The following is a 23694-nucleotide window of genomic DNA, read 5'->3' as shown; positions in this document are numbered from 1 at the left end:
TGAACGAGCGAGGGCGTTTTACCGTTCCCTTACCCGGGGCCGATCGGGGGGCGGGCGGTGCTCCGGGGGCCGGCGCCCCCGGAGCACCGCCGGGCGCTACGGCACCACCACGATCTTGCGGCCCACGCCCGCCGCGAACTGCTCGAGCGCCTCCGGGTAGCGCTCGAGGGGGATGCGGTCGCTGATGAAGACGTCCGGGTCCAGGACACCGTTCGCGAACAGTTCGGCCGCGCGCTCGTAGCTGTGCAGGACCGCCATCGAGCCGGTGATGGTGATCTCCTGGTTGTAGATGCGGTACGGGTCGATCTCCACCCGCGTCGCGTAGTCGGCCACGCCGAACTGGAGGAACGTGCCCGCCTTCGCGACCCGTCCCAGGCCGTCCTGGATCGCCGCCGCGTTGCCCGTCGCGTCGACGACCAGGTCCCAGCCCTGGGGGCGGTCCAGCTCGTCCGGGGTCGCGGCCGACGCGGAGACGCCCAGGCCGCGGGCCGTCTCCAGGCGGGCCGGGTTGAGGTCCACCACGTCCACGCTCGCCGCGCCGGTCCGCTTGGCCAGCTCCAGCATCATCAGGCCCATCGTGCCCGAGCCGTAGATCAGGACGTGGGCGCCGAGGCGGGACTGGAGGACGTCGTAGCCGCGGACCGCGCAGGACAGGGGCTCGATCAGGGCGGCGTCCTGGGTGCGGACGTGCTCGGGGAGCTTCACGCAGTTCGCCACCGGTGCCACCGCGTACTGCGCCGCGCCGCCCGCCGTCGTGACGCCGATGGCCGCCCAGCGTTCGCAGAGGTTGTTGTGGCCGGTGCGGCAGTAGCGGCACTCGTAGCAGTAGAGGGACGGGTCGACGGCGACCCGGTCGCCGGCCGACACCTCGGTGACCGCGGTGCCGACGCCGACCACCGTGCCGGCGAACTCGTGACCCGGCACGATGGGCAGCTTGGGCGCGAACTCGCCCTGGAGGATGTGCAGGTCGGTGCCGCACAGGCCGCAGGCCGCGACCTCGACGACGACCTCGCGCGGCCCTGGCGTCGGGTCGGGGACCTCGCCGACGACGGCACGGCCCACGGACTCGATGACGGCGGCCTTCATTTCACGGCTCCCAACGACAGGCCCTGGACGAGTTTGTCCTGGGCGGCGAACCCCGCGGCGAGCACCGGCAGGGAGATGACGAGCGACGCGGCGCACACCTTGGCCAGGAAAAGGCCCTGGCTGGTGATGAAGCCGGTCAGGAAGACGGGGGCGGTCTCGGCGACCACGCCCGTCAGCACCCGGGCGAAGAGCAGTTCGTTCCAGCTGAAGATGAAGCAGATCAGGGAGGTCGCGGCGATACCGGGGAGGGCGATCGGGGCGACCACCCGGGCCAGGATCGTCGGCAGCCTCGCGCCGTCCACCCGGGCCGCCTCGATGATCGCCACCGGGACCTCGGCCAGGAACGACTGCATCATCCAGACCGCGATCGGCAGGTTCATGGACGTGTAGAGGACGACCAGCAGCCAGATGTTGTCCAGCATGTCCGTGTTCTTGGCGAACAGGTAGATCGGCAGCAGGCCCGCCACCACCGGCAGCATCTTGGTGGACAGGAAGAAGAACAGGACGTCCGTCCACTTCTTCACCGGGCGGATGGAGAGCGCGTAGGCGGCCGGCAGGGCCAGCACCAGGACGAACAGCGTCGAGGCGACCGATGCCACCGCGGAGTTGACCAGCGACGGCCACGGACTCGCGCCGCCGTCGGCACCGAAGAACTCCCGGTAGCCGTCCAGGGTGAGCGAGGCGGCGAAGGACGGCGGGTTGGTGGCAGCGTCCGACTCCGAGTGGAACGAGGTCAGCGCCATCCAGGCGATGGGCAGGAAGAACACGATGCCGGCCAGCCAGGCCGCCAGGCCCAGGCCCGCACCTGCCCTGCGGCGGGTACGGACGGGCTCGGCGTCGGTGACGACGGGGCGTACGGCGGTGGCGGTCATGCGCGGCCGACCTCCTCGCGGAACAGGGACGACACCACGCGCAGCGCGAAGGTGGCGATGACGATCGAGCCGATGACCACCAGGACGCCCGCGGCCGAGGCGAGCCCGTTCTCGTGGGCCTGGTAGAAGCTCTGGTAGACGGTGTAGGGCAGGTTGGCCGTGCCCAGGCCGCCGGACGTGAGGGTGAAGACCGCGTCGAAGTTCTGGACGATGTAGATGGAGCCGAGCAGGGCGCCCAGTTCGAGGTAGCGGCGCAGGTGGGGGAGCGTGAGGTGGACGAAGATCTGCCAGTCGCTCGCGCCGTCCACCCGGGCGGCCTCGATCTGCTGCTGGTCCCGGCTCTGGAGTCCCGCCAGCAGGATCAGCATCATGAACGGCGTCCACTGCCACACCAGTGACGCCTCGACGGCGAGCAGCGGGGTGTCCGAGATCCAGTCCGGCTGCGGGCCTCCGACGTAGTGCAGCAGGCCGTTGAGCAGGCCGTACTCCGGGTTGTACAGGACGTGCTTCCACAGCAGGGCCGCCGCCACCGGGACGACCAGGAAGGGGGCGATCAGCAGGGTGCGGACCACGCCCCGGCCCTTGAAGCGGCGGTCGAGGAGCAGGGCGAGGCCGAGGCCGAGGACCAGGCTGGCCAGCACCACGGCCGCCGTCAGCAGGATCGTCGTCCACACCGACTTGCGCAGGTCGGGGTCGGAGAGGACGTCGCCGTAGTTGGCGAGGCCGGTGAAGTGGCGGGCGTCGGGGTAGAGGGCGTTCCAGTCGAACAGGGAGATCACCAGCGTGGCCACGAAGGGCAGCTGGGTGACCGCGATCATGAAGATCAGGGCGGGGAGGAGAGGGGCCCGGGTGGCCCAGGCCCGCAGCCGGGAGGACGGCGGGCGGACGGTGGGGCGGACGTGGTCGGGTGCGGCCGCGGGGGCCGGGGTCGTGGCGGTCATCGTCCCTCGTACTCCTCGGAGATCTTCTCGGCGAGCTGCTGGGACTTCTTCAGGGCCTCCTCGACGGACTGACGGCCGGCGATGGCCGCGCTGATCTCCTGGGAGACCTTGGTGCCGAGGTCGGTGAACTCGGGGATGCCGACGAACTGGATGCCGGGCGCGGGGCGCGGCTGCACGCCGGGGTCGCCCGGCCTGGCGCCCTCGATGGCCTCCCGGGTCATCTCCTGGAAGGCGGCGGCCTCGGCGCGGTAGGCGGGGTTCTCGTACGTCGAGGCGCGCTTTCCGGCCGGGACGTCGGACCAGCCGACCTTGTCGCCGACCAGCTGCTCGTAGTCCTTGCCCGAGGCCCAGGAGACGAACTTCCAGGCCTTTTCGGCGTTGCGGGACGCCTTCTGGATGCCCCAGGCCCAGGTGTAGAGCCAGCCGGAGGACTCGGTCCGCTCGACGGGGGCCGGCGCGTAGCCGATCTTTCCCTTGACCGGGGACTTGGCCGACTCCAGGGAGCCCGCCGCCGACGTGGCGTCGTACCACATGGCGACCTTGCCCTGGGTCAGGTTGTTCAGGCACTCGGCGAAGCCGGACTGGGCGGCGCCGGACTCGCCGTGCTCGCGGACGAGGTCGACGTAGAACTTCGTCGCCTTCTCCCACTCGGGCGAGTCGAGGCGGGCCTGCCAGTCCTTGTCGAACCAGGTGCCGCCGAAGGTGTTGACGACCGTCGTCAGCGGCGCCATCAGCTCGCCCCAGCCGGGCAGTCCGCGCAGGCAGATGCCCTTCATCCCGGGCTCGGCCCCGTCCAGTTCGGCGGCGAACTCCGCCACCTGGGTCCAGGTGGGGTGGGCGGGCATCGTGAGGCCCTTGGCGGCGAAGAGGTCCTTGCGGTACATGAGGAAGGACGACTCGCCGTAGAAGGGCTGGCCGTAGAGCTTGCCGTCGTCGCCGGTGAGGGACTCGCGCATCGGCCCGAGGATGTCCTTCTCGTCGTACGCGGGGTCCTTCGCGACGTAGGGGTCCATCTCGTGGAGCCACTCGTTGCGGGCGTAGATCGGTATCTCGTAGTTGGAGAGGGTGGCGACGTCGTACTGGCCGGCCTGGTTGGCGAAGTCCTGGCTGATCTTGTCGCGGACGTCGTTCTCCGGCAGGACGGTGAAGTTCACCTTGATGCCGGTCTCCTTCGTGAAGTGGTCGGCGGTGAGCTTCTGCAGCTCGGTCATCTGCGGGTTGTTGACCATCAGGACGTTGATGGCGTCGCCGCCCGACCCCGCTCCGCCCGCCCCGACCCAGCAGCCGGAGAGCAGCGGGGCGAGCAGCGTCCCTGCGGCGGCCGTGGCGAGCAGGGCTCGCGGCCTCCGTCGGCTCTGGGTTCGCATGGATCGCTCCTGAACATATGGGGAGGTATGGGGCAGTGGCGGGCGTGGGGGTGCCCGGTGGGGAGGTGGGACGGACCGTCAGACGCGGATGACCTGCGGCCCGAGCAGCGAGTAGCGGTGGGCCTCGGCCGCGGGCAGCAGGGTGCTGGTGACGACGGCCTCCAGCGCGCCGATCTCCGCGAAGCGGCAGAAGCTGACGGCGCCGAACTTGGTGTGCGTCCCGGCGAACACGGTGCGGCGGGCGGCGCGGACGGCCTGGGCCTTGACCTCGCTGACCGCGGGGTCGGGGGTGGTCAGGCCGTGCTCGCGGGAGATGCCGTTGGCGCCGATGTAGGCCAGGTCGATGACGAACCCGGCGAGCATCTTCGTCGTCCAGTGGTCGACGGTGGCGAGCGTGCCCGGCCGGACCCGGCCGCCGAGCAGCAGTACGGAGGTGTCGCCGGCCCCGGCGAGGGCGCCCGCGACCGGCAGGGAGGCGGTGACCACGGTCAGCGGCCGGTCCCGGGGGAGGGCCTCGGCGATGAGCTGCGGGGTGAAGCCCTCGTCGACGAAGACCGTCTCGGCGTCGCCGAGCAGTTCGGCGGCGGCGGAGGCGATCCTGCGCTTCTCGGGGACGTGGCTGGTGGCGCGGAAGGCGAGTGTGGTCTCGAAGCCGGCGCTCTCCACGGGGTAGGCCCCGCCGTGGGTGCGGCGCACCAGGCCGTGGTCCTCCAGGGCGCGCAGGTCGCGCCGTACGGTCTCCTTGGCCACGCCCAGCTCGGCCGCGAGCGCGGTGACGTCGACCGAGCCGGTGGCGCGGGCGGTCCGCACGATCTCGCGCTGCCGTTCCTCCGCCGTCCTCGTGCCCATGCCGAACACCCGCCTCACCGCCTCGTCGCCGTGACCCTGCCCGTTCGGGCCCGGTGCGGACCCTGGGTGAAGTTCTACAGCGGCTCCGCGGCACTGACCAGGCCTGTTGCGGGCCCGATGCTGCCCGGTTGCGCCCGCTTCGGCCACCGGGTGCCCGCCGCGGACCTGGGAGGCGGCGGGGTGCGGGGTGGGAACGGGCAGGGCGGATGCCCGCATAGGGGGGCGGGCGGGCCCGTTCGGTGCCCGCCCGCCCGTCGTGGGGTCGTGTCCCGGTCAGTACGGCCAGATCGGAGGGTCGGTCACGAAGTGGCCGCCGAGGCGCGCGTGCGCCGGGTCGTCCGGGTCGAGGTCGCCCTGTTCGGCGATGAGCTTGGCGGCGTACGGCTCGGAGTCGTCCCGCGGTTCGTAGCCGAGCGCCCGCGCGGAGGTGAGGTCCCACCACAGCCGGGTGTTGGCGGAGGAGCCGTGGACGACCGTGTGGCCGACGTTCTCCGCGGTGAGGGCCGCGTGCAGGAGCCGGGCGCCGTCGGCGGGGCTCATCCACACCGAGAGCATGCGCACGCTGGTCGGCTCGGGGAAGCAGGAGCCGATGCGGACGGAGACGGTCTCCAGGCCGTGCTTGTCCCAGTAGAGCTGGGCGAGGTCCTCGCCGAAGCACTTGGACAGGCCGTAGAAGGTGTCCGGGCGGCGCGGGGTGTCGACCGGGATGAGGGGGTCGTCGCCCTGCGGGCGCGGGGTGTAGCCGACGGCGTGGTTGGAGGAGGCGAACACGATGCGTCCGACGCCCTCCTCGCGGGCGGCCTCGTAGAGGTGGTAGGTGCCCTCGATGTTCGCCTTGAGGATCTTGTCGAAGGAGGCTTCCAGGGAGATGCCGGCGAGGTGGATGATCGCGTCGACGCCCCGGACCGCCTCGCGCACGGCGTCCCTGTCGGCCAGGTCGGCGACGATCGCGTCCGGCTCGCCCTCGACGGGGCGCAGGTCGAGCAGGCGCAGCTCGTAGCCGTAGCCGGGGAGCAGGTCCCGCATCAGGGTGCCGAGGCCGCCGGCGGCGCCGGTGAGCAGAACGGTGCGGGGAGCGGGCATCCTCGGGGTCTCCTGGGGTCTCCACGAATCGGCCGCCGTACGCATGCACGCACGGCGTTCATATGCGTGGACACGCTAAGGAGGGGAGGCGCGGCCCGTCAAGTATCCGGGCGGACCGGTGCGGAAGTGAAGAATCCGCTGGTGTGTCGGGAGTTGACGCGCTTGACCGCCCTCCCGGCGGCGGCTTAGCGTGGAGGCGTTCAGAAATATAGACGCGGATCATACATATGGAATGGGGAGCGCCCGTGACCTCAGCCCCTCTCGCCGTCCGGCTCACTGCCCCCAGCGGGCCGCTGTTCTTCCCCGTCACGGCGTACGGCCCGGGCGGCGAGGTCGACCTCGACGTCTACCGGGCACACGTGCGCCGCGGCGTCGAGGCCGGGGCCGCCGCCGTGTTCGCCTGCTGCGGCACCGGGGAGTTCCACGCGCTCACCCCCGAGGAGTTCCAGGCCTGCGTGCGGGCGGCCGTGGAGGAGACCGCCGGGCGGGTGCCCGTCGTCGCCGGCGCGGGCTACGGCACCGCCCTCGCCGTGCGCTACGCCCGCCTCGCCGAGGAGGCGGGGGCCGACGGGCTGCTCGCCATGCCGCCGTACCTCGTCGTCGCCGGCCAGGAGGGGCTGCTGCGGCACTACCGGGAGGTGGCGGCCGCGACTTCCCTGCCCGTGGTCGTCTACCAGCGGGACAACGCCGTGTTCACCCCGGAGAGCGTCGTCGAACTGGCCCGCACGGACGGCGTCATCGGCCTCAAGGACGGGCTCGGCGACCTCGACCTGATGCAGCGGATCGTCAGCGCCGTGCGCACCGAGGTCCCCGGCGGCGACTTCCTGTACTTCAACGGGCTGCCGACCGCCGAGCAGACCCAGCTCGCGTACCGCGCCCTCGGCATCACGCTCTACTCGTCCGCCGTGTTCTGCTTCGCCCCCGAGATCGCCCTCGCCTTCCACCGGGCGCTCCGCTCGGGCGACGACGCCACCGCGCACCGCCTGCTGGACGGCTTCTACCGGCCGTTCGTCGAACTGCGCGCCCAGGGCCGCGGGTACGCGGTCGCCCTGGTCAAGGCGGGCGTACGGCTGCGCGGACTGGACGTGGGGGAGGTGCGGGCGCCGCTGCACGAGCCGGGCGAGGACCACGTGAAGCAGCTCGCCCGGCTCATCGAGCGGGGACACGCGCTGCTCGCCGACGGGGACGAGGGCGAGGGGGAGGGCAAGTGAGGACGTCGGCGTTCGTCTACCCCTGGGACGTCAACGGCGACCCCGGCGCGGCCGGGTTCGTCGCGGGCATCGGCGTGGAACAGGTGACGCTCGCCGCCGCCTACCACTCCACCCGCGCCCTCACCCCGCGGCACCCGCGCCACCGCGTCGTCACCGCCGAGTACGCCGCCGTCCTCTACCCGCCGGACCCCGCCCGCTGGGAGGGCCGCGAGCCGCGCCCGTACCCGGCCGGCGACTGGGCCCCCGGCGACGCCTGGGGCGAGGCCGCCGCCGCCCTCGCGGACGCGGGCCTCGAGGTGCACACCTGGGTCGTGCTCGCCCACAACTCCCGCCTCGGCGCCGAGCAGCCGCACACCTCCGTCGTCAACGCCTACGGCGACCGCTACCCCTGGGCGCCCTGCATCGCGCAGCCCGCCACGCGCGCGTACCTCACCGGCCTGGCCGCCGAGGCGGCGGTGCGGCCGGGGGCGCGCGGCACCGAACTGGAGTCCCTCGGCTGGTACGGACTGGCGCACCTGCACGCCCACGACAAGACCGGCGGGGTCGGCCTCGGCGACGCCGGGCAGTACCTGATGTCGCTCTGCTTCTGCCCGGACTGCCTCGCGGGATACGGCGCACGGGGACTCGACCCCGAGGAACTGGCAGCGGACGTACGGGCCGCGCTGGAGCCGGTGTGGCGGGGCGCGGCGCCGTCGGACGGGGGCTGGGCGGGCGTGGAGAAACTGCTCGGCGAGACGCCGGCGAACGCCACGCGCGCGTGGCGGGACGAGACCGCCCGCACGCTCCAGGAGGCGGCGGTCGCGGCCGTCCGGGCCGCCGCGCCCGACGGCTTCCAGGTACTGCTGCACGCCGACCCGGTGTCCTACCACTGCGGCGCCAACGCCGGCGTCGACCCCGCGCACGTCCTGTCCGTCGCGGACGGCGTCGTCGTGCCCTGCACGGGCGGGGCGGGCCTGCTGACGCCCTTCGCCGGGCAGGCCCGTGCCGGGGCCGTCCTGGCCGCCAACCTCACGGTGGTCTCCGGCATGGGCGGCAGCCCGGGCACCCTCGCCGCGGACGCTGCCCACGCCCGCGACCTGGGCGCCACGGAACTGCGGCTCTACCACGCGGGGCTGGCATCGGACGCGGACCTGGAGGCGGTGCGCTCGGCGCTGGCGGCGAGGTGAGCGGGGGCGGTGCGCACGGCACTGGCGGCGCGTGAGCGGGACGGTGCCTGCGGGGGCCCCGGTCGTGACGGGCGGGGTGGGCCGTGCCGGGTCGGACGGTGACGCGGAGGCGGTGCGCTCGGCGTCCGGCGGGTGGCCGGTCGCGTGACCGATGAGTTCCGCGGCCGCGACCGGTCCACCTCCTGAGAGAGCCTGCCACGCGTCACCGAGGAGCAACTGATGACCCAGGACACCACCGCCCCCACCCCCACGCTCGACCTCGGGCCGCAGACGCGGATCGTGGCGCGCCTCGCCGAGGGCGTGAGCGACGCGAGCCTCGGCGACCCGACGCCGTGCCCGGACCTGGCCGTGCGCAACCTGCTCGGCCACCTGACCGGCCTGGCCGCCGCCTTCCTCGACGCGGCCCGCAAGGACCTGGGCGCCCGCACCGACACCGCTCCCGACGCGAGCGTGCCGGACATCGGCCCCGGCTGGCGCGAGGAGCTGCCCAAGGTGCTCGACGCACTCGCCGACGCCTGGCGGGACCCGGAGGCCTGGACCGGCATGACCCGGGCCGGCGGCATCGACCTGCCCGGCGCGGTCGCCGGTGCCGTGGCGGCCGACGAGCTGGTGATCCACGCCTGGGACCTGGCCCGCGCCACCGGCCAGGAGTACACGCCCGACCCGGCCGCGCTCCAGGTCTCGCACGGCCTCCTGTCCGCCGCCGCCGAGGAGTCCGACCGGGGCGACGGCATCTTCGGCCCCGTCGTCCCCGTCCCGGCCGACGCCCCGCTCCTGGACCGCGCGGTGGGCCTCAGCGGCCGCGACCCCGGTTGGACCCGCCCCTCGCGTCCCGCGCGGTAGGGGAGCGCGGCACGACCGCGAGCATGCTCACGAGCCCCGACGACCGGCGCACCCGGCCTCGAAAAAGCTGATCACTGTTGTCGGTGGTCACTGCTGGCCTCCTGCCGCTCGAAGATCGGGCACCAAGGGGAGGAGAGCCATCGATGTCAGGAAGAGCCGGACGATCCGGCGGACGGGGGCCGCTGCTGGGCAGCTGCCTGGCGGCGCTTGCGCGCCGGGCACCGCGCACGCGGCACAACAGGGGAATCTGTCGCCCGTGGTCCGGGAGCTGCAGGCGGAGTACAAGGACTGCGCGACGGGTGACACACCGGCCTACGTCGGGCGGCGGTTCGCCGCTGCGGCTCGGAACGGGCGCGTCGATCTACCAAGCCCCTGACAACTCCTGCATCCCCGACCTCGACCCCGGCTGCGTCTGGAAGCCGTACCCGCTGGTCGGTGAAGGGCACCTGACGCTGGACGGCCGAAGCGGCCACGCGGCGCTCGGCGGCCCGCTGGTGGACACCGGTGACAGTTTCACCCTCGCCGTCGTCGCCAGGATCGACGACGCGGACGCCACCCGGCCGATGACGGTCCTCTCGCAGGCCGGTGAGCACACCGACGCGTTCCGGCTGCGCTACGCCCCGTCGGCGTTCGCCTGGCAGCTGGTCATGCCGGAGCGGGACGAGGCGGGTGCGCCCGAAAGGGTCGTGTCGCAGATCACGAGGCCGTCCGGCGCCGATGACTTCGGCACGCGGCTGGCCGTCGTCGTCTACGACGACGGCACCGACACGGTCAAGCTGTACGCCGACGGCTACACCAACGACGGGGCCACCGTCCACCTCCCCCACGGTTGGGCGAGCACCGGTCCCCTCCAGGTGGGGCGCGCCGGCACGGCCGAGGGCTGGGAGTACCTGAAGGGCGACGTCGACGAGCTCCAGCCGTACGCCGGCGCGCTGCGCGACCGGGACGTCATGGCCCTGGGGCACGAGACCGAGCCCTGCCTGTGCGGCTGACGCCGTTCGGTCCGTCGTCCTCGGCGGCTCGCGCCCCGGGCCGCTGAGGACGCGTACGGAGCCGGTGGCCGGACCGGGCCCGCCGGAACCTGGGCGCCGGCGGCAGGCGCGGCGACTCCGGTCGCCGTGCCTGCCGCCCGCTGTTCCCGGGAGCGCTTCCCGGTTCCCGGCGCGTTCGCATGGTTGCGGAGGCACACCATCCTCGCCCTGCGGGGCGACGACCCGGCCCGTACCCGCTCGCGGCTGATCCGGGCGCCGAACGCCACGCTGCGGGCCGGTTGCGCAGGTGAGGCGACCCCTTCCTCCGGTTTACGCATCGCGAAGGCGAACAGCCGACCCCGAGGGCTCAGGGGGTGCGGGGAACACCCCGCCGGGCCGCCGCCCGGTGCCCACTCGTCGTCGCGCCGGGAGCGCGCGCACCCCCGCCGGAGCCGCGCCGCCGTGCGTGCGAGCCCGGCACCGGTCTTCGCGTGCCCTCCGAACTTTCTTTGTCAGAAGCATTGACGCGGCCCAGCGCCCCTCCTACCTTCAACGCGTCGTACTCCGTACGTCATATATGAGACGCGATATGTGAGATCCGAGAGGCGCGCATGACCTCTGTGCCCACGCCGATCCCCTCCCGCACGCAGTACGTGCTGGAGGAGATCAAACGCCGCATCCTCACCGGACGCCTGACGCCCGGTCAGGCCCTGGTCGAGACCGACCTCGCCGCACAGTTCGGGGTGTCCAAGACACCGGTGCGCGAGGCGCTCAAGACCCTGGCCGGCACCGGACTGGTCGTGATGAGCCAGTACAAGGGCGTCACCGTGCGCATGGTGGACGCGGACATGGCGCGCGAGGTCTACGACGTGCGGCTGCTCCTGGAGCCCGAGGCCCTCAGGCGAGCCGTCCGCCGGGGCGCCTCCCTGGACGCCGCCCGCGACGCGCTGTCCCGGGCCGACCAGGCCACGGACACGGCCGAACGGTCGCTCGCCAACCGCGAGTTCCACCGCGCCCTGTACGTGCCGTGCGGCAACCCGCTGCTCGGCCGGATGCTCGACGAGGTGCGCGACCAGGCGGCCCTCGTCTCGGCCGTCGCCTGGGCAGCCGATCCCTCCTGGGAACGGGAGGCGTGCGAGCACCAGGAGATCCTGCGCCTCGCCCTCGCGGGCGACGCGGACGGCGCCGCGGGCGCCCTCCACGCCCATATCGCGTCGTTCGTCGAACGGGCCTTCCCGCACGCGGGTTCCGAGGCCCAGGAAGAGGTCGGTCAGGCATGACAACGACGTTCGAGACCCAGCGGGCGGCCCTGGCCGACGTGGTGGCGATCCCGGTGACCCCGTTCGCCGAGGACGGCTCCGTCGACCCGGCCACCTACCGGGCCCTGCTGCGTCGTCTCCTCGACGCCGGCATCACGACCCTCACGCCCAACGGCAACACCGGTGAGTTCTACGCCCTCTCCCCGGCCGAGCGCCGCCTCGTCACCGAGCTGACCGTCGAGGAGGCCGGGGACGGAGCCGCCATCCTGGTCGGCGTCGGCCACGACGTGCCGACCGCGGTGGCCTCCGCGCGGCACGCCCGCGAGCTGGGTGCCCAGATGGTGATGGTCCACCAGCCCGTCCACCCCTACGTCTCCCAGGCCGGCTGGGTCGACTACCACCGCGCGATCGCCGAGGCCGTGCCCGAACTGGGCGTCGTGCCCTACCTGCGCAACCCCCAGCTCCCCGGGGCGCGTCTCGCCGAACTCGCCGACCACTGCCCCAACGTGCTCGGCGTCAAGTACGCCGTCCCGGACGCGGCCCGGTTCGCCGCCTTCGCCCGCGACGCCGGCCTCGAACGCTTCGTGTGGGTGGCGGGGCTCGCCGAGCCGTACGCGCCCTCCTACTTCTCCGCGGGCGCCACCGGCTTCACCTCGGGCCTGGTGAACGTCGCCCCGGCGGTCTCGCTGAACATGATCGAAGCACTTCGATCCGGTGACTACCGGGCCGCCATGAAGGTCTGGGAGCAGATCCGCCGCTTCGAGGAACTGCGCGCCGCCAACGGCTCCGCCAACAACGTCACCGTCGTCAAGGAGGCCCTCGCCTCCCTCGGGCTGTGCCGCCGCGAGGTCCGCCCGCCGAGCAGGCCGCTGCCCGAGAGCGAGCGCGCCGAGGTCGCCGCCATCGCCGCGGGGTGGGCGATATGAGCCGGGAGAACACGCCGGCGAAGCGCCCGGAGGAGCTCAGGAGCCACCAGTGGTACGGCAGCGGCGTCTCGTCGGGCCTGCGCTCCTTCAGCCACCGCGCCCGCACCCGCCAGCTCGGCTACCTGCCCGAGGAGCACCTCGGCAAGCCGGTCATCGCGATCCTCAACACCTGGTCCGACATCAACCCCTGCCACGTCCACCTCCGCGACCGCGCCCAGGCCGTGAAGCGGGGCGTGTGGCAGGCGGGCGGCTTCCCGCTGGAGTTCCCGGTCTCCACGCTCAGCGAGACCTTCCAGAAGCCCACCCCGATGCTCTACCGCAACCTGCTCGCCATGGAGACCGAGGAGCTGCTGCGCTCCTACCCGGTCGACGGCGCCGTGCTGATGGGCGGCTGCGACAAGTCCACGCCCGCCCTGCTCATGGGCGCCGCCTCCGTGGACCTGCCGGCGGTGTTCGTGCCCGCCGGGCCCATGCTCCCCGGGCACTGGCGCGGCGAGACCCTGGGCTCCGGCACCGACATGTGGAAGTACTGGGACGACAAGCGGGCCGGCCTCATCGGCGACTGCGAGATGCAGGAGCTGGAGAGCGGCCTGGCCCGCTCGCCCGGCCACTGCATGACGATGGGCACCGCCTCCACGCTGACCGCCGCCGCCGAGGCCCTCGGCGTCACGGTCCCGGGCGCCTCCAGCATCCCGGCCGTCGACTCCGGGCACGACCGGATGGCCGCCGCGGCCGGGCTGCGCATCGTCGAACTCGTCCACCGGGACCGGAAGCTGAGCGACATCCTCACCGCGGACGCCTTCGAGGACGCCGTCACCACCGTGCTCGGCCTCGGCGGCTCCACCAACGCCGTGATCCACCTGATCGCGATGGCGGGCCGCGCGGGGGTCACCCTCACCCTCGACGACTTCGACCGCATCGCCCGCACCGTCCCGGTGCTGGCCAACGTCCGCCCCGGCGGACGGACGTACCTGATGGAGGACTTCCACTTCGCCGGCGGCCTGCCCGGCTTCCTGTCCCGCATCCCCGACCTGCTCCACCTGGACCGCCCCACCGTCTCGCACGACACGATGCGCGAGCAGATCGCGGGCGCCCTGGTCCACCACGACGACGTCATCCGCCCCCGGGACAACCCGGTCGCGCCCGAGGGCGGGGTCGCCGTCCTGCGCGGCAACCTCTGCCCGGACGGCGCCGTCATCAAGCACATCGCCGCCGAACCGCACCTGCTCAAGCACACCGGCCCCGCGGTCGTCTTCGACGACTACCGGACGATGCAGCGCACCATCAACGACCCCTCCCTGGACATCACCGCCGACAGCGTGCTGGTCCTGCGCAACGCCGGCCCCAAGGGCGGGCCGGGCATGCCCGAGTACGGCATGCTGCCCATCCCCGACCACCTGCTGAAGCAGGGCGTGCGCGACATGGTGCGGATCTCCGACGCCCGGATGAGCGGCACGAGCTACGGCGCCTGCGTCCTGCACGTGGCACCCGAGTCGTACGTCGGCGGGCCGCTCGCGCTGGTGCGCACCGGCGACACGATCACCCTCGACGTCGAGGCGCGCACCCTCCGGCTCGACGTCGACGACGCGGAGCTGGAGCGCCGCAGGGCCGCCTGGACACCGCCGCCCGCCCGGTACGAACGCGGCTACGGCGCGCTCTACAACGAACAGATCACCCAGGCCGACACCGGCTGCGACTTCGAGTTCCTGGCCCGCCCCGGCACGGTGCAGGACCCGTACGCCGGCTGACCCCGCGGCAGCGGGACACCGCACACCCATGCACCCGGAGAAAGCGCTTCCCGCCCCGCGGGCGCGCACCGCACACGCACCACCCACGCACGTCGTACGAGAACGGAGAACTGTCATGGCACAAGCCGCAGCCGTGGCGAAACCGCCCGCGCCACCGAGGCGGCGCCGTGCCTCCGCCACGCCGCGCAGGCTCCCGTACCTGCTGATCGGCCCGGCCGCCCTGCTGATGCTGGGCTTCATCGCCTACCCGGTCGTCAGCGTCTTCTACTACAGCCTGCAGAACTACAACCCGACCAAGCCGTGGCGGAACGGCTTCGCGGGCCTCGACAACTTCGTCAGGATCTTCACCGACGACCCGCAGTTCTGGGACACGCTCGTCTTCAGCGCCAAGTGGGTCTTCGTCGAGGTCGGGCTCCAGCTGCTGTTCGGCCTGGCGCTGGCGCTCATCGTCAACCAGACCTTCGTGGGCCGGGGGGTCGGGCGCGCCCTGGTCTTCTCCCCGTGGGCGGTCTCCGGCGTGCTGACCTCCGCGATCTGGGTGCTGCTCTACAACTCCCAGACCGGCGTGACCCGTTACCTCGCCGACATGGGCATCGGCTCCTACGGCACCAGCTGGCTGTCGGACACCTCGACCGTGTTCTCCGCGGCGGTCGTCGCCGACCTGTGGCGCGGCGTCCCCTTCTTCGCGATCCTCATCCTCGCCGACCTCCAGTCCGTCTCGAAGGACCTGTACGAGGCCGCCGAGGTCGACGGGGCCAGCCGGCTCAAGCAGTTCTGGCACATCACGCTGCCGCACCTGAAGGACGCCATCATCCTGTCCACCCTGCTGCGAGCGGTGTGGGAGTTCAACAACGTGGACCTGCTCTACACCCTGACCGGCGGCGGACCCGCGGGCGAGACCACCACCCTGCCCCTCTACATCGCCAACACCAGCGTCGACGCGCACGACTTCGGCTACGCGTCGGCCCTCACCACGGTCGCGTTCGTGATCCTGCTCTTCTGCTCGATCGTCTACCTGCGGCTGAGCAAGTTCGGAGGCGAGAACAAGTGATCACCAAGGAGGCCCCCGCGCCCGCCCCCGCGCCCGTGCGCACCGGCCACGAGCCGCCGCGCCCGGCGAAGAGGAAGCGCCCCGCCTGGGACGAGGTCCCCCGCTGGCAGATCTACCTGCCGCTCGGGATCTACCTGGTCTTCACCCTGATCCCGTTCTACTGGATCCTGCTCTTCGCGGTGCGGCCCGCGGGCTCGACCTCGCTCGTGCCCTGGCCCATCACCTTCGAGCACTTCGAGAAGGTCTGGACCGACCGCAGCTTCGGCACCTTCTTCCAGAACAGCGTGCTGGTCGGCCTCGCCACCCTGGTCATGACGACGCTCGTCGCCCTGGCCGGCGGCTACGCCCTCGCCCGGTTCGACTTCAAGATCAAGCGGGGCTTCATGCTCGGCCTGCTCTGCTCCCAGTTCGTGCCCGGCGCGCTGCTGCTGGTCCCGCTGTTCGAGATCTTCGCCGAGCTCCAGATGATCAACTCGCTCGTCAGCGTCATCATCGCCGAGACGGTCTTCCAGCTGCCGCTGTCGATAATCCTCATCAGCAACTTCATCAAGAACGTCCCCTATTCCCTGGAGGAGGCCGCCTGGGTCGACGGCTGCGGCCGGATGCGGGCCTTCCTGGTCGTCGTGCTGCCGCTGCTGCGGCCGGGCCTGATCGCCGTCGGCTCCTTCGCCTTCGTGCACTCCTGGAACCACTTCCTGTTCGCCCTGATGTTCCTCAACAACCAGGACAAGCAGACCATCCCGGTCGGCCTCAACACCCTGATGAGCGCGGACAGCGTCGACCTCGGCGCGCTCGCCGCGGGCGGCATCATCGCCGCGGTCCCCGTCGTGATCGTCTTCGCCTTCATCCAGAAGTGGCTGATCACCGGCTTCAGCGCGGGGGCGGTGAAGGGATGAGCCGGGTTCCCGTCGTCCTCGCCGGCGCCCGCGGCCACGGCCGCTGGCACGTCGCCAACATCCGCCGACTGGAGCGGGCGGGCCTGGTCCGCCTGGCCGGCATCTGCGAGCTCACCCCGCTGACCGAGCAGGAGGCCGGCGGCGAACTCCCCGAGCAGTCCGCCGACTTCGGAGCACTGCTCGATTCCACCGGCGCCCGGATCGCCGTCGTCTGCACGCCGATCCCCACCCACACCGACCTGGCGCTGACCGCCGCCCGCCGGGGCGTGCACCTGCTGCTCGAGAAGCCCCCGGCACCGTCGTACGCCGAGTTCCGGCGCATGGCCGACGGGGTCGCCGAGGCCGGCGTCGCCTGCCAGGTCGGATTCCAGTCGCTGGGCTCGCACGCCGTGCCCGCGATCCGCGCGCTGATCGCCGACGGCGCCATCGGCGATGTCACGGGCGTCGGCGGGGCCGGCGCCTGGGTGCGCGACGAGGCCTACTTCCGCCGGGCGCCCTGGGCGGGCCGGCGGCGGCTGGACGGTGCCGACGTGATCGACGGCGCGCTGACCAACCCCCTCGCGCACGCCGTCGCCACCGCCCTCGCGCTGGGCGGCACCGACCGCGCCGAGGACGTCGCCGGCATCGAGACCGAGCTCGGCCACGCCAATGACATCGAGGCCGACGACACGTCCTGCGTGCGGATCACCACCACGCGGGGACACCGCGTCACCGTCGCCGCGACCCTGTGCGCGGAGCGGGCCGACGAGCCCTACGTCCTGGTGCACGGCACCAGCGGGCGGATCACCTTCTGGTACAAGCAGGACCGCGTCCTGCTCCAGCGCGCCGGCCACGGCCCCGAGGAGTACGTCCACGGCCGCACCGACCTGCTGGAGAACCTGGTCGACCACCTCACCACCGGCGCCGCGCTCCTCGTCCCGCCGGACGGGACCGGTGCGTTCATGAAGGTCGTGGAGGCGATCCGCCGGGCTTCCGACCCGGAGCCGCTGCCCGACGGCGCCTGGCACCGCGTCCCCGGCGAGCGCCGCCGCGTGGTCCCCGGCATCGACCCACTCGTGGCCGCCGCCGCCGACACCCTCTCCCTTTACTCCGAACTCGGCGCCCCGTGGGCGCCGCGCACGGAGCAGCCGCTGAAAGAGGTGAGCACCCGATGACCGGCGCCGACTCCGCGGTGCTGCGCGTGGCGGGCCGCCCCGTCGGCCGGTACGTCGTCCGACCCGAACTGCCCGCCCGCCTCTCCCCGCGCCCCTACCTGCACCCCGTCACCACCCTGGCCGGCACCGCGGTCACCGAGTTCAGCCCCGCCGACCACCTCCATCACCTCGGCGTCGGTGTCGCCGTTCCCGACGTCGAGGGCCACAACTTCTGGGGCGGGCGCACCTACGTCCGCGACCGGGGGCCGACCGAGCTCGACAACCACGGCGCCCAGCGGCACTCCGCCTTCCAGCTCCGCGACCCCGACGGCTTCGTCGAGGAGCTGCGCTGGGTCGCCGCCGGCACCGAGCTGCTGCGCGAGCGCCGCACCGTCGCCGCCACCGGACTCACGGACACCGCCTGGGCACTGGACTTCACCTTCTCCCTCACCAACGTCACCCCGGACCCCCTCACCATCGGCAGCCCCGCGACCAACGGGCGCCCCGGAGCGGCCTACGGCGGCTTCTTCTGGCGGGCCCGCAAGGAGAGCACGGCCCCCCACGTCCTCACCGCCCACGCCGAGGGCACGCAGGCGGTCCACGGCCGCCGCGCCGACTGGCTCGCCCTGACCGGCGACACCTGGTCGCTGGTGTTCGCCGGGGCCACCGAACGCACCCGGCGCGACCCCTGGTTCGTGCGCACCGAGGAGTACCCCGGCGTGGGCTCCTCCCTGGCCCACGACGAGCGGCTGCCCCTCGCCCCCGGCGACACCCTCGTCCGTCGCGTCGTCACCGTCGTCGCCGACGGCCGCCTCGACGCCGGCGGCGCCGCGGCCCTCGTACGGAAGGCGGTGAGCCCATGACCCCCACGACCCCCGAGAACGCGGACACGTACACCAACCCGGTCCTGAACGCCGACTGGTCCGACCCGGACGTCGTCCGCGTCGGCGACGACTTCTACCTGACCGCCTCCAGCTTCGGCCGCGCCCCCGGCCTGCCGCTGCTGCACTCCCGGGACCTGGTCAACTGGACCCTGGCGGGCCACGCGCTGGACCGCCTGGAACCGGCGGACGCCTTCGCCGCGCCCCGGCACGACTGCGGCGTCTGGGCCCCGTCCCTGCGTCACCACGCCGGCCGCTTCTGGATCTTCTGGGGCGACCCCGACCAGGGCGTCTTCCAGGTCAACGCCCCCGGGATCGAAGGTCCGTGGACCGAGCCGCACCTGGTCAAGCCCGGCAAGGGCCTGATCGACGCCTGCCCCCTGTGGGACGAGGAGACCGGCGAGGCCTACCTCGTGCACGCCTGGGCCCGCTCCCGCTCCGGCATCAAGAACCGCCTCACGGGACACCGCATGCACCCCGACGGCACCGGGCTCCTCGACGAGGGCAAGGTGATCGTCGACGCCGACCGCATCCCCGGCTGGTTCACCCTGGAGGGCCCCAAGCTGTACCGGCACGACGGCTGGTTCTGGATCCTGGCGCCCGCCGGGGGAGTGGAGACCGGCTGGCAGGGCGCCTTCCGCTCCCGCGACTTCTTCGGACCGTACGAGGAGAAGGTCGTCCTGGAGCAGAAGGACACCGACGTCAACGGCCCCCACCAGGGCGGCTGGGTGCGCACCGCGGCCGGCGAGGACTGGTTCCTGCACTTCCAGCAGCGCGGCGCGTACGGCCGGGTGGTCCACCTCCAGCCGATGAGCTGGGGGACGGACGGCTGGCCCGTCCTGGGCGACGACGGCGCCCCGGTGACCGCCCACCGGCGTCCCGCGCTGCCGCCGCAGCCGCCCGCCGCGCCCGCGACCGACGACGACTTCCCCGGCGGACGGTACGGACGGCAGTGGTCGTGGACCGCCAACCCCGGCGACGGCTGGGCCACCCGGCACTCCGGGGACGGGCTCCGGCTCGCCTGCGTCCGCACGGACGACGCGCACGACCTGCGCAGGCTGCCCAACGTCCTGACGCAGCGGCTGCCCGGCCTGCCGTCGGCCGTAGAGGTGGAACTGCGCCTGGACAGCACGGAGCCGGGCGCCCGGGCCGGACTCGCGGTGCTCGGCGACGCCTACCGCTGGATCGGGCTCCAGCGGGGCGCGGACGGGGCGGTGCACCTGGTGCACCGGTTCGCCGAGTCGGTGGCGGAGGCCGAGCGCGACGCCGACCGTCCCCGCGTCGCCCCCGAGGGCCGGGTGCGGCTGCGGATCGAGACGGCGCCCGGGGCACGCTGCCGCTTCTCCTACGACCTCGGCGACGGCCACCGGCCCACCGGCCAGGTCTTCGCCGCCACCCCCTGGCGCTGGGTCGGCGCCCTGCTCGGCCTGTTCGCGCTCGCGCCCGCGGGCCGGGGACCCGCCGGTGCCGCCGAGTTCACCCGGTTCCGGATCGGACCCCGATAACCCCGTCCACCCGTACGCCTGTTGGGAGCCGCAATGACGCACTTCCGGAGCAAGCGCTTGCCGGACGCCGGCAGAACCCCCTGAACCACTCACGGCACCATCCCCCCCACGTCGTTCAGCACCGCACTGTTGGATCCAGAAGAAGAGAGCCGACCAATGAAGATCAGCATGCGCAGCAGCAGAAGCACCGCCAGGCGCCGGACGTCCGTCGCCGTCGCCCTGGGCGCCGTGCTCGCGCTGACCGCCACCGCCTGCGGTGACGACGGCAGCGGGGCGGGCGGCGACGAGGGCGCCGAGGGCAGCGGCAAGGGGAAGATCGTCTTCTGGGACAACAACGGCGGTATCCGCACGGCCGTCTGGAAGGAGGTCATCGCCGACTTCGAGAAGGCGAACCCGGACATCGACGTCGAGTACGTCGGCATCGCCGCCACCGAGTACCAGTCCAAGGTCGACACCGCCATCCAGGGCGGCGGTCTGCCGGACGTCGGCGGCGTCGGAGCGGCGATGCTCGCCGGCTTCTCCGCCCAGAACGCGCTGGAGCCGCTGGACAACCGGCTCACCGGGTCGTCCCTGAACGGCAGGGTCAACAAGGACATGATCGAGTCGCTGCGGGCCGCCGGCGGCGGCGACGGCCGGTTGTACTCGGTGCCGACGTCGGCCAACAACGGCGTCCTCTACTACCGCACCGACCTGTTCGACAAGGCGGGCCTCGAGGCACCCACGACCTGGGACGCCTTCTACACGGCGGCCGAGAAGCTCACCGCCGCGGGCAAGAACGAGTTCGGCTACACCATCCGCGGCGGCTCCGGCTCCATCGCGCAGGCGCTCGACGCGATGTACGGGCAGTCCGGCATCACTTCGTTCTGGGACGCGGACAAGAAGAAGACCACCGTCAACGACCCGAAGAACGTCGAGGCGCTGGAGAAGTACGCGGCCCTCTACAAGAAGGTCACGCCGGCCGCCGACGTCAACAACGACTTCGCCAAGATGGTCGCCCAGTGGGACTCGGGCACGATCGGCATGCTCAACCACAACCTGGGCTCCTACCAGGACCACGTGAAGGCGCTCGGCGTCGGCAAGTTCCGCGGCATCCCGCAGCCGGCCGGCCCGTCCGGCAAGCGGGTCCAGGTGTCCAACCCGGTCGACGGGCTGGGACTCTTCAAGAGCTCCAAGAACAAGGAGGCCGCCTGGAAGTTCATCGAGTTCGCCACCTCGAAGGAGCAGAACTCGAGGTTCAACGAGGCGGCCGGGCAGGTGCCGTCCAACACCGATGCCGCGAAGGACGCGTGGATCTCCAAGGCCGAGCCGACGAAGCTGGCCGCGGAGGCGCTGAACGACGGGTCCACGACCATCGTCCAGCTGCCGTACTACCTGCCGGACTGGAACACCATCTCCAAGGCGGACAACGAGCCGAACTTCCAGAAGGTGCTGCTCGGCAAGATGAGCGCGAAGGCGTTCCTCGACACGATGGCGGAGCAGCTCAACGAGGCGCAGGCCGAGTGGAACGAGCAGATGGGCTGACCTCCCTGAGCCGGACATCGCCGTGGGGCGGCCTGCGGATCGCAGGCCGCGGGCCGTCCCCGGCCGGTCGCGCCCAAGCGGCGGAGCCGCATACCGATACAGCCCCGCTCCCCCCGGGAGCCGTCCGTCCCCCGTCATGAGAGGTCGCCCGGCGTGTCACTCAGCCGAAGGCAAGTCACCGCGGCCGCCGCCGCCGTTCCCCTCGCGTTCGCCGCCGCCGGCACCGCGCGGGCCGGCGGGCACCGGCCCCGCACCCTCCACATCGCCGGCGACTCCACCGCCGCGCAGAAGTACGCCGACGCCGCGCCCGAGACCGGGTGGGGCATGGCGTTGCCGTTCTTCCTCCACAGGCGGACGCCCGTCGCGAACCACGCGGTGAACGGGCGGAGTTCCAAGAGCTTCGTGGACGAGGGCCGGCTGGACGCGGTCCTCGGCCTGATCCGGCCCGGTGATCTGCTCCTGGTCCAGTTCGCGCACAACGACGAGAAGCGCGAGGACCCCACCCGCTACACCGAGCCCTGGACCACGTACCAGGACCACCTGCGCCTGTACGTCGACGGCGCCCGGAGCCGCGGGGCACGGCCGGTGCTGGCCACGCCCGTCGAGCGGCGCCGGTTCGACGCGGTCGGCGACGCGCAGCCCAGTCACGGCGAGTACCCGGCGGCGATGCGGGCGCTGGCCGCCGAGGAGGGCGTGGCGCTGCTCGACGTTCAGGCGCTGTCGCTCGCGCTGTGGCAGCGGCTCGGCGTCGAGGAGACCAAGACGTACTTCAACTGGACCGCCACCGAACAGGACAACACCCACTTCAACCCGCCGGGCGCGATCGAGGTGGCCCGGCTGGTCGCGCGGGAGCTGCTGCGCACGCGGGTGCTGGCGCCCCGGGACGTGCGCCGGGCGGACGAGGACATCCCCGCGTCCTGGATCACCTGGCCGCGGCCGGGTACCGCGTAACACCCCCGAACCCGAGAAGGAGAGCCGCACCATGAGCACACAGAGATGGCATGGGCATGCCATAAAGAAGGCGGCCGCGCTGGCCGGCTGCACCGCCCTCGTCCTGAGCCTGACCGCCGCCGCCGCCGAGGCCCGACCCGGCCACCACCACTCCCGGGACGCCGCCCGGCAGACGCTGCCGGCGAAGGACGGCTGGGCCTCCCAGGGCACCGGCACCACGGGCGGCGCCGCCGCCGACGCCGCGCACGTCTACACGGTCACCACCTGGGCCGAGTTCAGGGCCGCCCTCGCCGCCGGCGGCGACGGGCCGAGGATCATCAAGGTGAAGGGGACTATCGACGCCGTGTCCGAGGGCTGCGACGCCTTCGCCGCCCCCGGCTACGACTTCGACGCCTATCTGGAGAAGTACTCGCCCGAGAACTGGGGCCTGGACACCGACCTGGCCGACGAGCCCGACGACAGCCCCGAGGGCCTGCGCCGCACCTCCGCCGCCCGGCAGGACCAGTCGATCAAGGCGAACGTCCCGGCCGACACCACCGTCATCGGCGTCGGCAGGAACGCCGGATTCAAGGGCGCCAGCCTCCAGATCAAGGGCGTGGACAACGTCATCGTCCGCAACCTCACCTTCGAGAGCCCCGTGGACTGCTTCCCGCAGTGGGACCCCACGGACGGCGACAAGGGCAACTGGAACTCCGAGTACGACAGTGCCGTGGTCCACGGCTCGACCCATGTCTGGCTGGACCACAACACCTTCACCGACGGCGAACACCCCGACAGCGCGGCCCCCACCCACTTCGGCATGCTCTACCAGCAGCACGACGGCCAGCTCGACATCGTCAAGGGCGCCGACTACGTCACCGCATCCTGGAACGTCTTCAGCGAGCACGACAAGACGATCCTGATCGGCAACAGCGACAGCGAGTCCACCGCCGTCGGCGACCGGGGCCACCTCAAGGTGACCTTCCACCACAACCTGTTCGAGAACCTCGTCGAGCGCGCGCCCCGCGTCCGCTTCGGCCAGGTCGACGTCTACAACAACCACTTCGTGGCCGCGGACGACTACGCCTACAGCTTCGGCGTCGGCAAGGAGTCCGCGCTCGTCGCCGAGCACAACGCCTTCACGCTCCCGGCCGGGGTCAGCGCCGCGAAGGTCCTGAAGAAGTGGAGCGAGGCACCCGTCACCGCCGCGCACAACCAGGTCAACGGCCGCACCGTCGACCTGATCGCCGTGCACAACGCCCAGATCCCGGGCGAGACCCTCCGGCCGGGCGCGGGCTGGACGCCGACCCTGCGCACCAAGGTCCTGCCGGCGAAGGCCGTCCCCGCGGTCGTCGACCACGGAGCGGGCGCCGGCCGCCTGCGCTGACGCACCCCCGAACCGGGCCGGGGCGTCCGCACCGCCCCGGCCCACCCCCCGTCCCCGAAGGAGCACCG

The 23694-nt window shown here is 72.5% G+C and carries 21 protein-coding genes; 15 read left to right on the top strand and 6 right to left on the bottom strand.

Going from position 1 to position 23694, the window contains the following annotated elements:
• Positions 1-96: 96 nt before the first annotated feature.
• The 6 genes from AC0VYN_RS26220 to AC0VYN_RS26195 all read right to left on the bottom strand — a co-directional run bounded on the left by AC0VYN_RS26220 (position 97) and on the right by AC0VYN_RS26195 (position 6198).
• Positions 97-1086, bottom strand: coding sequence for a zinc-dependent alcohol dehydrogenase family protein (locus AC0VYN_RS26220; RefSeq protein WP_475532950.1), 990 nt, complete (start codon positions 1084-1086; stop codon positions 97-99).
• Positions 1083-1958, bottom strand: coding sequence for a carbohydrate ABC transporter permease (locus AC0VYN_RS26215; RefSeq protein WP_475532949.1), 876 nt, complete (start codon positions 1956-1958; stop codon positions 1083-1085). Before AC0VYN_RS26215 ends, AC0VYN_RS26220 begins: the two co-directional genes overlap by 4 nt.
• Positions 1955-2899, bottom strand: coding sequence for a carbohydrate ABC transporter permease (locus tag AC0VYN_RS26210; RefSeq protein ID WP_385465189.1), 945 nt, complete (start codon positions 2897-2899; stop codon positions 1955-1957). Before AC0VYN_RS26210 ends, AC0VYN_RS26215 begins: the two co-directional genes overlap by 4 nt.
• Positions 2896-4266 (bottom strand): ABC transporter substrate-binding protein, encoded by a 1371-nt coding sequence (locus AC0VYN_RS26205; protein ID WP_475532948.1) that lies wholly within the window; start codon positions 4264-4266, stop codon positions 2896-2898. The genes AC0VYN_RS26210 and AC0VYN_RS26205 overlap by 4 nt, the downstream gene beginning before the upstream one ends.
• A 78-nt stretch (positions 4267-4344) precedes the next feature.
• Positions 4345-5115: a DeoR/GlpR family DNA-binding transcription regulator gene (locus tag AC0VYN_RS26200; protein ID WP_386927308.1), complete on the bottom strand. Its 771-nt coding sequence runs from the start codon at positions 5113-5115 to the stop codon at positions 4345-4347.
• Between the two features lie 273 nt (positions 5116-5388).
• Positions 5389-6198: an NAD-dependent epimerase/dehydratase family protein gene (locus AC0VYN_RS26195; protein ID WP_475532947.1), complete on the bottom strand. Its 810-nt coding sequence runs from the start codon at positions 6196-6198 to the stop codon at positions 5389-5391.
• 245 nt (positions 6199-6443) lie between these two features.
• Here AC0VYN_RS26195 and AC0VYN_RS26190 point away from each other — a divergent pair, with 245 nt between their 5' ends.
• The 15 genes from AC0VYN_RS26190 (at position 6444) to AC0VYN_RS26120 (ending at position 23626) form a co-directional block, all read left to right on the top strand.
• A complete protein-coding gene (locus AC0VYN_RS26190; RefSeq protein ID WP_475532946.1) occupies positions 6444-7409 on the top strand; it encodes a 5-dehydro-4-deoxyglucarate dehydratase in 966 nt (321 codons plus the stop codon).
• On the top strand, positions 7406-8575 hold the full coding sequence (locus AC0VYN_RS26185; RefSeq protein ID WP_475532945.1) for a hypothetical protein: 1170 nt from the start codon (positions 7406-7408) through the stop codon (positions 8573-8575). Before AC0VYN_RS26190 ends, AC0VYN_RS26185 begins: the two co-directional genes overlap by 4 nt.
• A gap of 219 nt (positions 8576-8794) precedes the next feature.
• Positions 8795-9418 carry a TIGR03086 family metal-binding protein gene (locus AC0VYN_RS26180; protein ID WP_475532944.1) on the top strand — a complete coding sequence of 208 codons (624 nt, stop codon included), beginning with the start codon at positions 8795-8797 and terminating at the stop codon, positions 9416-9418.
• Positions 9419-9717: 299 nt separating this feature from the next.
• Positions 9718-10410, top strand: a complete 693-nt coding sequence (locus AC0VYN_RS26175; protein ID WP_475532943.1) for a LamG-like jellyroll fold domain-containing protein — start codon at positions 9718-9720, stop codon at positions 10408-10410.
• A gap of 590 nt (positions 10411-11000) precedes the next feature.
• Positions 11001-11669, top strand: a complete 669-nt coding sequence (locus AC0VYN_RS26170; RefSeq protein ID WP_385472153.1) for a GntR family transcriptional regulator — start codon at positions 11001-11003, stop codon at positions 11667-11669.
• Entirely contained in the window at positions 11666-12574 is a 909-nt protein-coding gene (locus AC0VYN_RS26165) for a dihydrodipicolinate synthase family protein (protein WP_475532942.1), read from the top strand. Before AC0VYN_RS26170 ends, AC0VYN_RS26165 begins: the two co-directional genes overlap by 4 nt.
• Positions 12571-14322, top strand: coding sequence for an L-arabinonate dehydratase (gene araD, locus AC0VYN_RS26160; protein ID WP_475532941.1), 1752 nt, complete (start codon positions 12571-12573; stop codon positions 14320-14322). The genes AC0VYN_RS26165 and araD overlap by 4 nt, the downstream gene beginning before the upstream one ends.
• Before the next feature lie 115 nt (positions 14323-14437).
• Positions 14438-15373 carry a carbohydrate ABC transporter permease gene (locus AC0VYN_RS26155; protein WP_475532940.1) on the top strand — a complete coding sequence of 312 codons (936 nt, stop codon included), beginning with the start codon at positions 14438-14440 and terminating at the stop codon, positions 15371-15373.
• A complete protein-coding gene (locus tag AC0VYN_RS26150; protein WP_475532939.1) occupies positions 15370-16269 on the top strand; it encodes a carbohydrate ABC transporter permease in 900 nt (299 codons plus the stop codon). The genes AC0VYN_RS26155 and AC0VYN_RS26150 overlap by 4 nt, the downstream gene beginning before the upstream one ends.
• The gene (locus tag AC0VYN_RS26145) at positions 16266-17423 is read left to right on the top strand and encodes a Gfo/Idh/MocA family protein (protein ID WP_475532938.1); all 1158 of its coding nucleotides are present in this window, start codon (positions 16266-16268) and stop codon (positions 17421-17423) included. Before AC0VYN_RS26150 ends, AC0VYN_RS26145 begins: the two co-directional genes overlap by 4 nt.
• The gene (locus AC0VYN_RS26140; protein WP_475532937.1) at positions 17420-18265 is read left to right on the top strand and encodes a DUF6807 domain-containing protein; all 846 of its coding nucleotides are present in this window, start codon (positions 17420-17422) and stop codon (positions 18263-18265) included. The genes AC0VYN_RS26145 and AC0VYN_RS26140 overlap by 4 nt, the downstream gene beginning before the upstream one ends.
• Complete coding sequence (locus tag AC0VYN_RS26135) at positions 18262-19788, top strand: glycoside hydrolase family 43 protein (RefSeq protein ID WP_475532936.1); 1527 nt, start codon at positions 18262-18264, stop codon at positions 19786-19788. Before AC0VYN_RS26140 ends, AC0VYN_RS26135 begins: the two co-directional genes overlap by 4 nt.
• A 156-nt stretch (positions 19789-19944) precedes the next feature.
• Positions 19945-21309, top strand: a complete 1365-nt coding sequence (locus AC0VYN_RS26130) for an ABC transporter substrate-binding protein (RefSeq protein ID WP_475532935.1) — start codon at positions 19945-19947, stop codon at positions 21307-21309.
• Positions 21310-21462: 153 nt separating this feature from the next.
• Positions 21463-22260 carry a rhamnogalacturonan acetylesterase gene (locus tag AC0VYN_RS26125; RefSeq protein ID WP_475532934.1) on the top strand — a complete coding sequence of 266 codons (798 nt, stop codon included), beginning with the start codon at positions 21463-21465 and terminating at the stop codon, positions 22258-22260.
• A 31-nt stretch (positions 22261-22291) separates the two neighbouring features.
• Positions 22292-23626 (top strand): pectate lyase family protein, encoded by a 1335-nt coding sequence (locus tag AC0VYN_RS26120; protein WP_475532933.1) that lies wholly within the window; start codon positions 22292-22294, stop codon positions 23624-23626.
• Positions 23627-23694: the final 68 nt, after the last annotated feature.

The sequence above is a fragment of the Streptomyces sp. 63XJN7_1_ISO-PGPR-S23-121 genome, from assembly GCF_056173025.1.
This window is presented reverse-complemented; position numbering and strand designations above follow the sequence as displayed.

Bases quoted from the DNA above. Each gene is read 5' to 3' on its own strand.
- AC0VYN_RS26120 (WP_475532933.1), top strand. From the start codon at position 22,292: ATGAGCACACAGAGATGGCATGGGCATGCCATAAAGAAGGCGGCCGCG.
- AC0VYN_RS26140 (WP_475532937.1), top strand. From the start codon at position 17,420: ATGACCGGCGCCGACTCCGCGGTGCTGCGCGTGGCGGGCCGCCCCGTC.
- AC0VYN_RS26210 (WP_385465189.1), bottom strand. From the start codon at position 2,899: ATGACCGCCACGACCCCGGCCCCCGCGGCCGCACCCGACCACGTCCGC.
- AC0VYN_RS26170 (WP_385472153.1), top strand. From the start codon at position 11,001: ATGACCTCTGTGCCCACGCCGATCCCCTCCCGCACGCAGTACGTGCTG.
- AC0VYN_RS26130 (WP_475532935.1), top strand. From the start codon at position 19,945: ATGAAGATCAGCATGCGCAGCAGCAGAAGCACCGCCAGGCGCCGGACG.
- AC0VYN_RS26215 (WP_475532949.1), bottom strand. From the start codon at position 1,958: ATGACCGCCACCGCCGTACGCCCCGTCGTCACCGACGCCGAGCCCGTC.
- araD (WP_475532941.1), top strand. From the start codon at position 12,571: ATGAGCCGGGAGAACACGCCGGCGAAGCGCCCGGAGGAGCTCAGGAGC.
- AC0VYN_RS26180 (WP_475532944.1), top strand. From the start codon at position 8,795: ATGACCCAGGACACCACCGCCCCCACCCCCACGCTCGACCTCGGGCCG.
- AC0VYN_RS26145 (WP_475532938.1), top strand. From the start codon at position 16,266: ATGAGCCGGGTTCCCGTCGTCCTCGCCGGCGCCCGCGGCCACGGCCGC.
- AC0VYN_RS26200 (WP_386927308.1), bottom strand. From the start codon at position 5,115: ATGGGCACGAGGACGGCGGAGGAACGGCAGCGCGAGATCGTGCGGACC.
- AC0VYN_RS26195 (WP_475532947.1), bottom strand. From the start codon at position 6,198: ATGCCCGCTCCCCGCACCGTTCTGCTCACCGGCGCCGCCGGCGGCCTC.
- AC0VYN_RS26165 (WP_475532942.1), top strand. From the start codon at position 11,666: ATGACAACGACGTTCGAGACCCAGCGGGCGGCCCTGGCCGACGTGGTG.
- AC0VYN_RS26135 (WP_475532936.1), top strand. From the start codon at position 18,262: ATGACCCCCACGACCCCCGAGAACGCGGACACGTACACCAACCCGGTC.
- AC0VYN_RS26155 (WP_475532940.1), top strand. From the start codon at position 14,438: ATGGCACAAGCCGCAGCCGTGGCGAAACCGCCCGCGCCACCGAGGCGG.
- AC0VYN_RS26205 (WP_475532948.1), bottom strand. From the start codon at position 4,266: ATGCGAACCCAGAGCCGACGGAGGCCGCGAGCCCTGCTCGCCACGGCC.
- AC0VYN_RS26220 (WP_475532950.1), bottom strand. From the start codon at position 1,086: ATGAAGGCCGCCGTCATCGAGTCCGTGGGCCGTGCCGTCGTCGGCGAG.